Genomic DNA, 14,701 nt, shown 5'->3' on the forward strand with positions numbered 1-14,701 from the left:
TGGTCGGCGTCGGTGTAGGTCGCGCAGGGACATCGGCGACGGCGGGGTCCTGCGGTCAGCGCCGGTCGGTCAGACCTCCGGTGGGGGCCGGCGCGACGGTCGCCGATGCGGTGGAGGCCGACGGGATCTGCTCCGTGGTCCGGGCTGACGTCTCGACCGAGGTGCTCGGGCGCGAGGTCGGTGCCAGGAAGATCGCCGAGTTGGCCGGCAGCATGACCTGAGCCGAGGTGGCCCGCCCGTGCCATCCGGGGCCGTCGGCGACGACACTGCCGAGGTTGCCCTTCCCGGCGCCACTGTAGGCTGCCGAATCCGTGTTGAGGACCTCGTCCCAGGTGCCTGCCGTGGGCAGACCGATGCGGTAGTCGGCCCGATCGCTGCCGGAGAAGTTGAACAGGCAGGCCATCATCGAGCCGTCCGAGCCGAACCGCAGGAAGCTGATGACGTTGTTGGCGGTGTCATTGGCGTCGATCCACGAGTAGCCGTCGGGGGTCGCGTCCTGTGTGTAGAGGGCGGGATGCGCGCGATAGACCCGGTTGAGATCGGTGACCAGAGCCGAGATGCCGGAGTGCAGTTCGCCCTCCCACCCCTCCAGCTGGAACCAGTCGAGCCCGCGGTTGTCGGCCCACTCGCCGGTCTGGCCGAACTCCTGACCCATGAACAGCAGCTGCTTGCCGGGGTGGGACCACATGTACGCCAACAGGACTCGAACGCCGCATGCCTTGGTGAACGAGTCTCCGGGCATGCGGGTCCACAGGGTGCCCTTGCCGTGGACGACCTCATCGTGCGAGATCGGCAGGACGAAGTTCTCGCTCCAGGCGTACATGAGCGAGAAGGTGATCTCGTGATGATGGAAGCTGCGATGTATCTGGTCCCGGCCGAGATAGCCGAGCGTGTCGTGCATCCAGCCCATGTTCCATTTGAACGTGAATCCGAGCCCGCCCAGATTGGTCATCTGCGTGACGCCCGGCCACGCCGTCGATTCCTCCGCGATCGTCAGCACTCCCGGGAAGTGTTTGTGCACGGTCGCATTCGTCTCCTGCAGGAACTGCACCGCCTCCAGGTTCTCGCGTCCGCCGTAGATGTTCGGACGCCATTGGCCGTCGGGACGTGAGTAGTCGAGATAGAGCATCGAGGCGACGGCGTCGACCCGCAGTCCGTCGATGTGGAACTGATCGAACCAGAACAGGGCATTGGCGACGAGGAAGTTGCGGACCTCGCGTCGACCGAAGTTGAACACGTAGGTGCCCCAGTCGAGTTGCTCGCCGCGCATGGGGTCACCGTCCTCGTAGAGCGGTGTGCCGTCGAAGCGGGCAAGGGCCCAGTCGTCCTTGGGGAAATGGGCCGGCACCCAGTCGACGATGATGCCGATGCCCAGCGAGTGCAGATGGTCGACGAGGTACCGGAAGTCGTCGGGACCACCAAACCGTGCGGTGGGGGCGAAGTAGGAGGTCACCTGATAGCCCCACGACCCGCCGAACGGGTGCTCGGCGACGGGCAGGAACTCGACGTGGGTGAAGCCCTTCTCCACGAGATAGTCGCCGAGCTCGGTGGCCAGCTCCCGGTAGGACAGTCCGGCCCGCCACGACGCGATGTGGACCTCGTACACGCTGATCGGTTCGTCCACGGGCGTCCCGGCGGCGCGCCGGGCGATCCATTCGTCGTCGGACCATTCGTAGTCGGTCTCGCTGACGACCGACACCGTCGACGGCGGCACCAGCGTGCGTCGCGCCATCGGATCGGCCTTGTCGCGGACGACGCCGTCGGCGCCGTGGATGCGGAACTTGTACGAGGCCCCGTCGCCGATGTCCGGGACGAACACCTCCCAGACCCCGCTGCTGCCGATGGACCGCATCGGCGTCTGGCGGCCGGCCCACCCGTCGAAGTCTCCGATCAGCGCGACGCCGTGGGCGTTCGGTGCCCACACCGAGAAGGCTGTGCCGCGAACCTCGCCGTCGGGTGTCGTATAGGCGACCACCCGCGCTCCGAGCACGTCCCACAGCGATTCGTGCCGGCCCTCGGAGAAGAGGTGCACGTCCACCTCGCCCAGGCTGGGCAGGAAGCGATAGCCGTCCGCGACGACGTAATCGTCGGTGCCGCCTTGTGCATTCGGGTACGTGACGCGATACCGGTAGTCCATGAGGTCACTGATCGGCACCGCGGCGACCCAGAGGTCGTCGGTCTGCCGGGTCATCGGATGGTCCTCGCCGCCGATCACCGCGACGACGGACACGGCGTCGGGACGTAACGTACGCAGGATCGTCCAGCCACCGGGAGCGTCGTGCGCTCCGAGGAAGGCGTGCGGGTCGGGGTGGGTCAGACTGAACAGCCGACGCAGGTCGTGGTCGGAGGCCGATGCTTCAGGACTCTGGCTCGTGGTCACGGGAACCTCACTGCATCCGGTAGGCGAGTCGACGGGCGGTACTCGGGTCCAGCGGCGGCAGCGACAGGATGTGCGCCACCGCCCGCCAGGGCTCGAGCTGGATGAAATTGGCCTGCCCCCAGTGGAATTCCTGACCGGAGACCTCGTCGCGCACGGTGAATCGGTCCTGCCAGTCGAATCCCAGGCTCGGCAGGTCGAGCCACAGTGTGGAGCTCTCGGTGCCGAAGGGATTCAGGTTGATCACGACGATGACCCGGTCGCCCGAGACCGGGTCGATCTTCGAATAGGCGATCAACGCCGGGTTGTCGAGATGATGGAAGGTGATGTTCCGCAGCTGCTGTAGTGCGGGATGGCGCCGACGGATCGCGTTGAGTGTGGTGATCCACGGTTCCAGCGACTCGCCGCGGCTGCTCGCGGCCTTGTAGTCGCGCGGGCGGAGTTCGTACTTCTCCGAATGCAGGTACTCCTCGCTGCCCTCGGCGACCGCGACGTGTTCGTAGAGCTCGTAACCGGAATAGACGCCCCACGACGGCGCGAGCGTGGCCGCCAGCGCGGCACGCAGTGCGAACATCCCGGGACCGCCGTGCTGCAGGCTTTCGTGCAGGATGTCCGGGGTGTTGACGAACAGGTTCGGACGCGCCTCGTCGGCGTGGCCGGCGATCTCACGTCCGAACTCCTCGAGTTCCCACTTCAGCGTCTTCCAGGTGAAGTAGGTGTAGGACTGGGTGAACCCGATCCGGGCGAGCCCGTACAGGCGCGCCGGCCGGGTGAAGGCCTCCGACAGGAACAGCACGTCTGGGTCGCGCTTCTTCACCTCGGTGATCAGCCACTCCCAGAAGTTCGGTGGCTTGGTGTGGGGATTGTCCACACGAAAGATCTTGACTCCCAGCCCGACCCACTTCAGCACGACCTTCAGCACCGCGCGGTAGAGCCCGTTGCGGTCGTTGTCGAAGTTGAGCGGGTAGATGTCCTGATACTTCTTCGGAGGGTTCTCGGCATACGCGATGGTGCCGTCGGGCTGTGTGGTGAACCATTCCGGGTGCTCCCGCGCCCACGGATGGTCGGGCGCGCACTGCAGTGCGAGGTCGATCGCGACCTCGAGGCCGAGTTCGGCTGCCCTGCCGATGAAGTAGGTGAAATCGTCCTCGGTACCGAGTGCGGGGTGGATGGCGTCGTGACCGCCCTCGTCGGAGCCGATGGCCCACGGGGAACCGACGTCGTCGGGTCCGGCGACGAGGGTGTTGTCCGGCCCTTTGCGATTGACCCGGCCGACCGGATGGATCGGCGGCAGGTAGACGACGTCGAAGCCCATCCCGGCGATGCGGGGCAGATCGTCGACCGCGGTCAGGAACGTGCCGTGGACGGGATGCCCCTCGCCGTCCCACCCACCGGTGGACCGGGGGAAGAACTCGTACCACGATCCGAACAGCGCTCGACGACGGTCGACCCAGACGCGATACGAGCGTGACTTGGTGACCAGGTCGCGGACGGGATAGGCGGCGAGGAGTTCGGCGACCTCGTCGGAGAGGGCCAGGTTGACCCGGTTCTCCACCCGACGACGGCGTGCACGCAGTTGTTCGACGGCGTCGGTGAGCGTCTCGGTGTGTTCGATCGGAACGATGTCGATGGCGCGCGTGAGCAGATCGGCGCCGATCTCCAGGTCGTTGGCCAGGTCGACGGCCCCCTGACCGGCGTCGATCTTCTTGATCACGGCTGAACGCCAGGTGGCGTACGGATCGCTCCACGCCTCGATGCGGAAGACCCAGTAGCCGACGTCATCGGGGACGAACGCGGCGTTGAACACGTCCGGTTGGCCGGCCGGTTGCATCCGGATGTCGAGCGCGGCACGGTTGGGGCCGTCCACGTGCACGGTGACCCCGAGCGCGTCGTGACCTTCACGCCACGCGGTTGCGCTGATCGGGATCAGCTCGCCGACAACGGCTTTGGCGGGCACCTGCCCGGCAGACACCAGGGGTTGGATATCGTCGATCCCCATCCGCCCGATCACCAGCGGCCTCCTCTGTCCTAGACCTGCGGCCCTGTCCTGCGGCCCTGTCCTGCGGCTCTTCTGGCGCACGCTCCCGGTGTGGCGTCTCCGGCAACCCTGCCACGCTCAACCGTAGGGGATCGCGGCCAGTCTGCCCAACGCAGAACGGACCAGATCGCCGTCGGTCGTCCGCCAGAACGGCGGCAGGGACGCGAGCAGGTACCCACCGTATCCGGCCGTGGCCAGTCGGGAGTCCAGAACGGCGACGACACCCCGGTCGTCGGTGGATCGCAGTAGGCGACCCGCACCCTGGGCCAAGAGCAGCGCCGCGTGATTGGCGGCGACGGTCAGGAATCCGTTGCCGCCGCGGGCCTCCACGGCGCGCTGACGCGCGGTGAGCAGCGGATCGTCGGGGCGGGGGAAGGGGATGCGGTCGATCACCACGAGGCTGCACGACGGCCCGGGCACGTCGACGCCCTGCCACAGCGACAGCGTGCCGAACAGGCAGGTCTGCGGATCCTCGGCGAACCGGCGTACCAGCGCGGAGGTCGTGTCGTCGCCCTGGCAGAGCACCGGGTGATCGCTGCGCTCACGGATGGCCTCGGCGGCCTCGCGCGCCGCACGCATCGACGAGAACAGACCGAGGGTCCGTCCGTCGGCGGCCGCGATGAGTTCGGCGAGTTCGTCGAGGGTCTGCTCGGCGATCGCATCCCGGCCCGGACGGGGCAGATGTCGGGCGACGTAGAGGATCGCCGCCTTCGGATAGTCGAAGGGTGAGCCGGCATCGAGTCCGGACCATCGCGGTGGAGCGTTGTCGGCGGGCACGGCCTTGCCGATGGCGGTCGACTCGATCTCCGGTGCGGGTGGGCGCTCGGTCGCGGGGTCCGCGCCGTCGGTGTCACGACGTCCGGCTGCGGGCAGTCCCCACGTGGCGGCCAGCGCGTCGAAGTTGCCGCCGACGGTGAGGGTCGCCGAGGTGAGGATGACCGTCGAGTTCGCGAACAGCGACGCGCGCAGCAGGCCGCCGACCGACAGCGGTGCGATCCGCACCACCGCCCGGGTGTCGTTGCCGGCCTTCTCGTGTGCGACCCACACCACGTCGTGCCGCTTGGCCGGGTCGGGCGTGTCGAAGGCGCCGAGGAGTCGGACGACGGTGTCGTGGGTCTCCTCGAGTGAGGTGAGGGCCGCGCTGCGTGCCGCCGCCGACTCGTCGGAGGCGCCGGGCATCCGGACCGGACCGATCTCGTTGCGGGCCAGCCACAGTCGGTCGCGCAGACTCGCCAGCGCCTCGGCCATGCCGGACGGCAGACGTGTCCATTCCCGGCCGGGGAGCTCCGTCAGCACGGCGTCGAGGTTCTCGCCGGCGCCCAGCAGCGCGTCGGTGGTCTCGTCGTCGAGGAGCTTGCCGCAGCGCCGGGCCACGAGTGTGATCCCCGCACCGGACAATTCGGCGGTGGAGACCGACGTGATCCGGTCGACGAGTTCGTGGGCCTCGTCGATCATCACCACGTCGTGTTCGGGCAGGATGCTCGCCGGGCTCATCGCGTCGATCGCGAGGAGGGCGTGGTTGGTGACGATCACGTCGACCTTGCCGGCCGCGCGGCGTGAACGCTCGGCGAAACAGTCCTCGGAATAGCTGCAGTTCGCCGCGCCGAGACACTCACGGGCGGTCACGCTCACCTGGCGCCAGGAACGGTCCGACACACCGGGGGACAGGTCGTCGCGGTCGCCGGTCTCGGTCTCCGAGGTCCACTCCCGCAGCCGTGTCACCTCACGTCCGGTACGCGACAGTTCGAACGCGTCGAACAACTCGGTGGCCGGCTCCTCGGCGGTCCCGCTGTGGATCTTGTTGAGACACAGATAGTTGCCGCGGCCCTTGAGGATGGCGAAGGTCGGCTCACGGTGCAGCGGACCGGCGAGTGCGCCGGCCAGTCGGGGCAGATCACGCTCGATGAGCTGGCGCTGCAGGGCGATCGTCGCGGTGGAGACCACCACGGTCCGTCCCGACTCGACGGCATGGCGGATGGCGGGCACGAGATAGGCCAGCGATTTGCCGGTGCCCGTGCCGGCCTGCACCGCCAGGTGCTCGCCGGTGTCGATGGCATGGGCGACGGCCGACGCCATGCGCACCTGGCCGTCGCGCCGGCTACCGCCGAGAGCGGTGACCGCGGCGTCGAGGAGCGCGGTCACCGGAGGGGTTGAGGTCATTCGATCCGGGCGGATCCGTCGTAGAGGAGGTCGCCGACGAGATCGACACCGGCCGCGCGCATCGCCGACAACGCCTTCGATGCGGTGTCCGAGGACACCGCGGCGGTGAAGTTCAGCAGCACCCGCGTGGTGAAACCCTCCCCGGCCGCGTCCAGGGCCGTCGCACGTACGCAGTGATCGGTGGCGATGCCGACGACGTCGACCCGGCCGATCCCGTGTTTGCGCAGCCAATCTGCCAGTGGCACATCGTCTTCGGTGGACCCCTCGAAGCCGGAGTAGGCGGCACTGTACTGGCCCTTGGAGAAGATCGCCTGGGCGGCCGACGCATCGAACGAGGGGTGGAACCACACGCCGTCGGTGTCCACGCGGCAGTGCGGTGGCCAGGAGTCGACGTAGTCGGGCGTCTCGGAGAAGTGATCACCCGGATCGATGTGATAGTCACGGGTGGCGACGACGGTGCGGTAGTCGCCGACGATGCTCTCGATCGCCGCGGCGACGGCGGCCCCGCCGTTCACCCCGAGGGCGCCGCCTTCACAGAAGTCGTTCTGCACGTCGACGACGATCAGGGCCAGATCCTTGGGTTTGCTGCTCATCTGCCGCCTATCCGAGGACGAATCGGGTGGGGACCGCGGGATCGCCGTGCGACAGGCCCAGCCCCTCCCACGGGAGGCTCACCAAGGCGTTCGCGAGGTGGTCGCGGCCGTCGGCGAGGGAGGGGAGACCGTCGACGGGCCGACCGTCGCGGACGAGGGGGATCTGCAGGGGACGCACGTTCAGGCCATCGACCGCCGGCGTGTCGTCGGTGGCGCGGTGCACGATCTCCTCGACGATCGTGCCCGATGCCCGCGCGGACCGGACAGCGGTCTTCGCGCCGCCGCGGGATTCCTTGTGACTGGCGCGTTTGGCCACCGGTCGTCCGTCGACCTCCACCAGTTTGTAGACCATGCCCGCGGTGGGTGCGCCGCTGCCGGTGACCAGTGAGGTCCCCACGCCGTAGGTGTCGACGGGTTCGGCGCGCAGCGAGGCGATCGCGTACTCGTCGAGGTCGCCGGACACGACGATCTTGGTGGATGCGGCGCCCAGATCGTCGAGCTGATCGCGGACCTTGCGGGCCAGGACACCGAGATCACCCGAATCGATGCGCACACCACCGAGGTCGGTGCCCGCGACCTCGATCGCGTTGCGCACGCCCTGGGTGATGTCGTAGGTGTCGACGAGCAGGGTGGTACCCACGCCGAGCGCCTCGATCTGCGCCGCGAACGCCGCCTTCTCGTCGGGACCGTCCGGTCCGGTGAAGCCGAGGGTGAACGCGTGCGCGGCGGTCCCCGCGCTGGGCACGCCGTACGTGCGCGCGGCCTCCAGATTGGAGGTCGCGGCGACTCCCGCCAGATAGGCGGCGCGAGCACTCGACACCGCGGCGCGTTCATGGGTCCGGCGCGAGCCCATCTCGATGATCGGACGGGACCCGGCCGCGCTCACCATCCGGGCGGCCGCGGACGCGATCGCACTGTCGTGGTTGAGGATCGAGAGGATCAGGGTCTCGAGGAGCACACCCTCGGCGAAGCTCGCCCGCACGGTGAGAATCGGCGAACCGGGGAAATAGAGCTCGCCCTCGCGGTAACCGTCGATGTCGCCGGAGAACCGGTACTCCCGCAGCCAGTCCACGGTGTCGTCGTCGAGGAAGCGCCGCACGACGTCGAGTTCCGCGTCACCGAACCGGAAGTCGGCGAGCTCGTCGAGCACACGTCCGGTGCCCGCCACGACGCCGTAACGGCGTCCGTCGGGCAGCCTGCGGGCGAACACCTCGAAGACGCACGGTCGCTGCGCAACCGGATGCCGCAGCGCTGCCGAGACCATGGTCAGTTCGTACTGATCGGTCAGCAGCGCGGTGTTGTCGATGGTCACAATCGCTTACCCTTGGTCGTATGGCGCCTGACGTAACTCGTGCGCACGAGGCTACCTTCCCGGGCGAACGGAGCGACGGGACAATCCACAGGGAGCGGCGTGACCCGGGAATCCACAGGCTGCGGATCGACGCGACAGTCCGCGGCGAGCAGACCGACGCTCCCGGACCCGGTGGCACCGCCGTCGCCGAACCGGGCGTGGCGGAGGGTGCGACCGCACTCGACCGCCCCTGGGTGACCATCGTCTGGGACGACCCCGTCAATCTGATGCGCTACGTGACCTTCGTGTTCCAGAAGGTGTTCGGTTACTCGGAGTCGCGCGCCAACCAGCTCATGATGCAAGTGCACACCGAGGGCAAGGCGGTCGTATCGGCCGGGGACCGTGACAAGGTCGAGTCGGACGTCCGCAAGCTCCACGCCGCCGGACTCTGGGCCACCATGCAACGGGACACCTGATCGGAGAACCAGACACCACCGTGCGTACCTGGAAACGCAAGGGCCGTGGCGCCGCGACGCGCATCTGCTCGCATCTCGACGTGCACGAGGCGGAACTGCTCGCCTCGATGGTGACCTCGATGCGCGAGTTGCTGACCGAACGCGAGGCGTCGGCACCGCGCGACGAACTGTCCGAGGTCACCGGAATCCCGACGGGCCACACCGCCGCGCCGACCGACGTCACGCTCGGCCGACTGCTGCCGGACTTCCATCGTCCGGATCAGGACCGTGAGCTCACCACCGACGTCGTCAACGGTGACATCAACGGCGCGCTGCGCAGCATGCACGAGCCGCACATCATCGACGCCAAGATGTCGGCTGCGCAGGTGGTGCTCGACACCCTGCCCGACGGCGGCGGTGATCTCGCGCTCACCGAGGCGCAGGCGATGGGGTGGCTGACGGCGCTCAACGACGTCCGGCTCGCACTCGGGGCGATGCTCGGCATCTCCGAGGACACGCCCGACTCGCTTCCACCCGATCATCCGCATGCCGCACACCTGGACGTCTATCACTGGCTCACGGTCATGCAGGAACTGCTCGTCGAGTCGTTGATGTGATGGGGATGATCGCCAGACCGGGAGACCGGATCACCGACGTCGCCGGCATCCTGGTCGGCCATCACCACCGGATCGACGACGACGCCCGGGTGGCTTCTCCGGACGGCGCGGACCCGGGTCGCGGCTGGGCGACCGGGACCACCGTGGTGCGGATCGACGCCCCGGACGCGGTCTGTGCGGTCGATGTCCGCGGCGGTGGTCCGGGCACACGTGAGACCGATCTCCTCGACCCGGTGAACACGGTGCAGACCGCCCACGCGATCGTCCTCTCCGGGGGCAGCGCCTACGGACTGGCCGCCGCCGACGGCGTGATGCTCGGACTGGAGGGCGCGGGCAGCGGACTCCCGATGGATGGCCGTGGACATGTCGTGCCGATCGTCCCGGGCGCGGTCATCTTCGATCTGCCGGTGGGTGCCTGGGAGCACCGACCCGACGCCGGGTTCGGCCGCGCGGCGCTGGCGGCGGTGACCGTCGACCTCGAGGTCGGCAGTGTCGGCGCGGGTGCGGGGGCACGAGCCGGTGCCCTCAAGGGCGGCGTCGGGACCGCGTCGGTCACCCTGACGGACGGCCCGGCCGCCGGTGTCACGGTGGGTGCTCTGATGGTCGCGAACCCGGTGGGGTCGGTGATCGATCCGTCGACCGGATTACCCTGGGGTGTAACGTCATCGGACACCGCCCACTTCGGCCTGGGGGTGCCAGCAGTCGACGAGGTGGCTCGGTATGCGGAGCTGACCGCCAAACAGACCGTCCTCAACACCACGATCGGTGTCGTCGCCACCGATGCCGCCCTCGACGCGGCATCCGCGCGCCGGGTCGCGATGGCCGGCCACGACGGCCTCGCCCGTGCGATCGTCCCCGCCCACTCGCCGCTCGACGGCGACACCATCTTCGCCGTGTCGACCCGCACCGCGCACCCCGAGCAGCCACCGGTGCCGGGTGGGATGAACCCCGACGTCGCGTTGCTCGCGGAGGTCTCCCGCGTCGCCGCGGTCGTGGTGCATCGCGCGATCGTCGGAGCCGTTCTCGCCGCGACACCGGTCGCCGGAATCCCGACCTATGCCGACGTGGTGCCGTCGGCATGGCGCGGATACCGTGGGTCGGCGGAATAGCGGCGCGGATCGCGACGTTGCTGACAGCTGATGTCGCAAGGGGCTGTTGTCGAGGAGGAGTTGGAGTGCTGACGATCGGCCAGGAGTTGGTGGACGCGATGGTGGCGCACGCACGCGCCGACCATCCCGACGAGGCCTGCGGGATCATCGCGGGAGCGGAGGGTTCCGATGTCCCAGAGCGCTTCATCCCGATGATCAACGCCGAGCGTTCGCCCACCTTCTACCGGTTCGACTCGGCCGAGCAGCTCGAGGTGTGGCGGGAGATGGACCGCGTCGACGAGGAGCCGGTGGTGATCTACCACTCGCACACCGCGACCGAGGCCTATCCGAGCCGTACCGACGTCTCCTACGCGAGCGAACCGAACGCCCACTACGTCCTGGTGTCCACCCGTGACGACGACGCCGAGATCCGCAGCTATCGCATCGTCGATGGCGTCGTGACCGAAGAACCCATCGAGATCAGGAGCTGACGACCATGGCGGTAACCGTGTCCATCCCGACCATCCTGCGCACCCATACCGGAGGCGAGAAGCGTGTCGAGGCCAGTGGGACCACCTTGGCGGAGATCATCGACAGCCTCGAGTCGGCCAATCCGGGCATCAAGGAACGACTCGTCGCCGCCGACTCCGACGGTGCAGTCAAGTTGCACCGGTTCGTGAACATCTACGTCAACGACGAGGACGTCCGGTTCTCCGGTGGACTCGACACCTCCGTCGACGACGGCGACGACGTGACGATCCTGCCCGCCGTCGCCGGAGGCTAGGCCTCGGTGGCCCGCTACACCTCGCTCATCGAGTCGGTCGGACACACACCGCTGATCGGCCTGCAACGACTCTCGCCGCGGTGGGACGACAGCGACGACGGCCCCCACGTCCGTCTGTGGGCCAAGCTGGAGGACCGCAACCCGACCGGTTCGATCAAGGACCGGCCGGCCCTGAGGATGATCGAGAAGGCCGAGCGTGACGGGCTGCTCGAACCGGGCTCGATCATCCTCGAGCCGACGAGCGGCAACACCGGTATCTCACTGGCCATGGCCGCCAAGCTCAAGGGCTACCGCCTCATCTGCGTGATGCCGGAGAACACCTCCGAGGAGCGTCGGTCGCTGCTGACGATGTTCGGTGCCGAGGTGATCTCGTCGCCGGCGGCCGGCGGGTCGAACACCGCGGTCGCCATGGCCAAGGAACTCGCCGCCGAGCATCCCGACTGGGTGATGCTGTACCAGTACGGCAATGAGGCCAACATGCTCGCCCACTACGAGGGCACCGGCCCCGAACTCTTCGCCGACCTGCCCGAGATCACCCACTTCGTCGCCGGCCTGGGCACGACCGGCACGCTGATGGGTGTGGGCCGGTTCCTCCGCGAACAGAATCCGGACATCGAGATCGTCGCTGCCGAGCCCCGCTACGGCGACGAGGTGTACGGACTGCGCAACATCGACGAGGGATTCGTCCCGGAGCTCTACGACGATTCGGTCCTCACTAGACGGTTCTCGGTGCAGGGCGTCGACGCGGTGGCACGCGTCCGCGAGCTCATCGACACCGAGGGCATCTTCGCGGGGATCTCCACCGGCGCCATCCTGCAGGCAGCCCGGGGTGTCGGCCGCGGCGCACTGAAGAAGGGGGAGCGGGCCGACATCGGCCTCGTCATCCCCGACGCCGGATGGAAGTATCTGAGCACCGGAGCGTACGGAGGTAGCCTGGAGCAGGCAGAGGAGGCCCTCGAAGGCCAGCTCTGGGCGTGACGACACTGCAGCCACCGACAGGAAGACCGATGACCGTGAACCCGACGCCCCCGGGATCGGGCACCGCCCCGAACCGACCGCGGCCGCTGTGGCAACGATCGGCGCTCATCATGGCCGCAATCGCCGCGCTGCTGTTCGTGATCGAGGGCGTCGACGCCGTCACGAACTATCGACTCGACGACGCCGGCATCGAGCCACGGCAGGTGGACGGTCTCGACGGGATCCTCTGGGCGCCGTTCCTGCACGCGGATTGGCAACACCTGTTCGCCAACCTGATACCCGGTCTGGTGCTCGGATTCCTGCTGCTGATGTCGCAGCGGTTCGTCATCGTGACGGCGATCGTATGGGTCGTCTCCGGTCTCGGCGTGTGGCTGTTCGCCCCGCCGTACAGCATCACCGTCGGAGCGTCCGGCATCATCTTCGGCTGGCTCACCTACCTGCTGATCCGCGGACTGTTCAACCGCGACATCTGGCAGATCCTCGGCGGTGTCGTCCTATTTCTGATCTACGGTTCGGTCCTGTGGGGTGTGCTGCCCACAGACTCCGGGGTGTCATGGCAGGGGCATCTGTTCGGCGCCATCGGCGGTGTCCTGGCCGCCTGGTACCTCGCCGATCGTGATCGTCGCCGGGCACGGAAGGCCGGCACCCAGCAGCCGTACCCGGGGGTTCGGTCATAGGCGAGCAGACCGCGCCGATCGGCATCTTCGACTCGGGTGTGGGCGGATTGACGGTGGCGCGCGCGATCATCGACCTCCTGCCCGACGAGGACATCGTCTACATCGGCGACACCGCGAACGGCCCGTACGGCCCCCTGGCGATCCCGGACATCCGACGGCACGCCCTGGCCATCGGCGACGACCTCGCCGAACGCGGTGTGAAAGCGATTGTCATCGCGTGCAATACGGCCTCGGCCGCATGCCTGCGCGACGCCCGTGAACGCTATGCACCCATCCCGGTCGTCGAGGTCATCCTGCCGGCTGTGCGTCGTGCGGTTGTCGCCACCAAGACCAACCGTATCGGTGTCATCGGGACGCAGGCAACGATCGCCTCACGCGCATACCAAGATTCGTTCGCGGCTGCCCGCGACGCCGAGATCACCGCCGTCGCCTGCCCGCGCTTCGTCGACTTCGTCGAGCGCGGCATGACCAGTGGGCGCCAGATCCTGGGACTCGCACAGGGATATCTCGAACCGCTGCAGGAAGCCGACGTCGACACGGTGGTGTTGGGCTGCACGCACTACCCGTTGCTGTCCGGCGTCATCCAGCTCGCGATGGGCGACGAGGTGACCCTCGTGTCTAGCGCGGAGGAGACGGCCAAAGACCTCTTCCGGGTGCTGACCCAACTCGATCTCCTGCACCCGCACTCCGATCGCGCGGCGATCCGCGAGTTCCGTTCCACCGGCGATCCGGAGTTCTTCGCCCGTCTGTCGACCCGTTTCCTCGGGCCGGCGATCGGTCAGGTCCAACACCTCTGAGCGTCGCAACCATCGTTGGGGAGTTGTGACCTACATGCGGACTCGTCCTCAGGCGGGCATGGCACAGTAGGGCCTATGCGTCTCTCCGTCCTCGGATGTGCCGGAAGTGTGGGTGGACCGGACGCTGCCTGCTCCGGGTACCTGCTGTCCGTCGAGGGCGAGAGACCCGTGCTGATCGACTGCGGTCCGGGCGTCCTGTCCGAACTGCAGCGTGAGGTGGATCCCGTCGACGTCGACGTCGTCCTGTCCCATCTGCACGCCGATCACTGCCTCGACATACCCGCCATGCTGGTCTGGCGACGCTATGCGCCCCGACCGGCCACCGAACGTGCCCGGCTCTACGGCCCACCCGGCACCGCGTTGCGGATAGGCGCGGCCTCGGCGGAGATCCCCGGAGACGTCGACGACATCTCGGACACCTTTGACTGCCAGGCGTGGGAGGACGGGGTCGAGGTCACCATCGCGGGGGTGTCGATCACTCCCTATCGGGTCAATCACCCACCGGAGACGTACGGACTGCGCATCACCGGGCCCGGTGGACAGGTCATCGCCTACAGCGGTGACACCGCGATGTGCGACGAGGTCGTCGACGTCGCCGACGGCGCCGACATCTTCCTGTGTGAGGCGACCTGGACGCACGCACCCGACGAGAGGCCCCCGAACCTGCATCTGTCGGGATACGAGGCCGGGCAGATCGCGACGAAGGCCGGCGTGCGGTCCCTTGCGCTCACGCATCTCGCGCCGTGGTTCGATGCCGAGACGATCCTCGCGGAGGCGCGGTCCACCTTCGCCGGTCCGGTCGACCTGGTCCGGCCCGGCCAGGTCTTCGATCTCGTGCCGTGAGAC

At 68.2% G+C, this 14,701-nt stretch carries 14 protein-coding genes; 9 read left to right on the forward strand and 5 right to left on the reverse strand.

The genetic code is table 11. The annotated features are described in order from the left end of the window. Positions 1-55 precede the first annotated feature (55 nt). The 5 genes from glgB to QSJ19_RS02760 all read right to left on the reverse strand — a co-directional run bounded on the left by glgB (position 56) and on the right by QSJ19_RS02760 (position 8,480). A complete protein-coding gene (glgB, locus tag QSJ19_RS02740) occupies positions 56-2,380 on the reverse strand; it encodes a 1,4-alpha-glucan branching protein GlgB (RefSeq protein ID WP_286318186.1) in 2,325 nt (774 codons plus the stop codon). Between the two features lie 7 nt (positions 2,381-2,387). Continuing rightward, the gene (locus QSJ19_RS02745) at positions 2,388-4,388 is read right to left on the reverse strand and encodes a maltotransferase domain-containing protein (protein WP_286318187.1); all 2,001 of its coding nucleotides are present in this window, start codon (positions 4,386-4,388) and stop codon (positions 2,388-2,390) included. A gap of 105 nt (positions 4,389-4,493) precedes the next feature. Then, positions 4,494-6,575, reverse strand: a complete 2,082-nt coding sequence (locus QSJ19_RS02750; RefSeq protein WP_286318188.1) for an ATP-dependent DNA helicase — start codon at positions 6,573-6,575, stop codon at positions 4,494-4,496. Then, positions 6,572-7,168 (reverse strand): isochorismatase family protein, encoded by a 597-nt coding sequence (locus QSJ19_RS02755; RefSeq protein WP_286318189.1) that lies wholly within the window; start codon positions 7,166-7,168, stop codon positions 6,572-6,574. Before QSJ19_RS02755 ends, QSJ19_RS02750 begins: the two co-directional genes overlap by 4 nt. A gap of 7 nt (positions 7,169-7,175) precedes the next feature. Beyond that, positions 7,176-8,480 carry a nicotinate phosphoribosyltransferase gene (locus tag QSJ19_RS02760; protein WP_286318190.1) on the reverse strand — a complete coding sequence of 435 codons (1,305 nt, stop codon included), beginning with the start codon at positions 8,478-8,480 and terminating at the stop codon, positions 7,176-7,178. Between the two features lie 125 nt (positions 8,481-8,605). Here QSJ19_RS02760 and clpS point away from each other — a divergent pair, with 125 nt between their 5' ends. The 9 genes from clpS to QSJ19_RS02805 all read left to right on the forward strand — a co-directional run bounded on the left by clpS (position 8,606) and on the right by QSJ19_RS02805 (position 14,698). Beyond that, positions 8,606-8,935 carry an ATP-dependent Clp protease adapter ClpS gene (gene clpS / locus QSJ19_RS02765; RefSeq protein WP_286318516.1) on the forward strand — a complete coding sequence of 110 codons (330 nt, stop codon included), beginning with the start codon at positions 8,606-8,608 and terminating at the stop codon, positions 8,933-8,935. Between the two features lie 20 nt (positions 8,936-8,955). Continuing rightward, positions 8,956-9,531, forward strand: a complete 576-nt coding sequence (gene aosR / locus QSJ19_RS02770) for an oxidative stress transcriptional regulator AosR (RefSeq protein ID WP_286318191.1) — start codon at positions 8,956-8,958, stop codon at positions 9,529-9,531. Next, positions 9,531-10,640 carry a P1 family peptidase gene (locus tag QSJ19_RS02775; protein WP_286318192.1) on the forward strand — a complete coding sequence of 370 codons (1,110 nt, stop codon included), beginning with the start codon at positions 9,531-9,533 and terminating at the stop codon, positions 10,638-10,640. The genes aosR and QSJ19_RS02775 overlap by 1 nt, the downstream gene beginning before the upstream one ends. A gap of 65 nt (positions 10,641-10,705) precedes the next feature. Next, entirely contained in the window at positions 10,706-11,110 is a 405-nt protein-coding gene (locus QSJ19_RS02780) for a M67 family metallopeptidase (RefSeq protein ID WP_286318193.1), read from the forward strand. A 5-nt stretch (positions 11,111-11,115) separates the two neighbouring features. Then, positions 11,116-11,403, forward strand: a complete 288-nt coding sequence (locus QSJ19_RS02785) for a MoaD/ThiS family protein (RefSeq protein ID WP_286318194.1) — start codon at positions 11,116-11,118, stop codon at positions 11,401-11,403. A gap of 6 nt (positions 11,404-11,409) precedes the next feature. Beyond that, a complete protein-coding gene (locus QSJ19_RS02790; RefSeq protein WP_286318195.1) occupies positions 11,410-12,381 on the forward strand; it encodes a PLP-dependent cysteine synthase family protein in 972 nt (323 codons plus the stop codon). Positions 12,382-12,410: 29 nt separating this feature from the next. After that, on the forward strand, positions 12,411-13,058 hold the full coding sequence (locus tag QSJ19_RS02795) for a rhomboid family intramembrane serine protease (RefSeq protein WP_286318196.1): 648 nt from the start codon (positions 12,411-12,413) through the stop codon (positions 13,056-13,058). Further along, positions 13,055-13,855, forward strand: coding sequence for a glutamate racemase (murI, locus tag QSJ19_RS02800; RefSeq protein WP_286318517.1), 801 nt, complete (start codon positions 13,055-13,057; stop codon positions 13,853-13,855). Before QSJ19_RS02795 ends, murI begins: the two co-directional genes overlap by 4 nt. A gap of 75 nt (positions 13,856-13,930) precedes the next feature. After that, the gene (locus QSJ19_RS02805) at positions 13,931-14,698 is read left to right on the forward strand and encodes a cyclic nucleotide-degrading phosphodiesterase (RefSeq protein WP_286318197.1); all 768 of its coding nucleotides are present in this window, start codon (positions 13,931-13,933) and stop codon (positions 14,696-14,698) included. The last annotated feature ends 3 nt before the right edge of the window (positions 14,699-14,701 follow it).

This window comes from Gordonia sp. ABSL11-1, assembly GCF_030315685.1.
Classification (GTDB): Bacteria; Actinomycetota; Actinomycetes; order Mycobacteriales; family Mycobacteriaceae; genus Gordonia.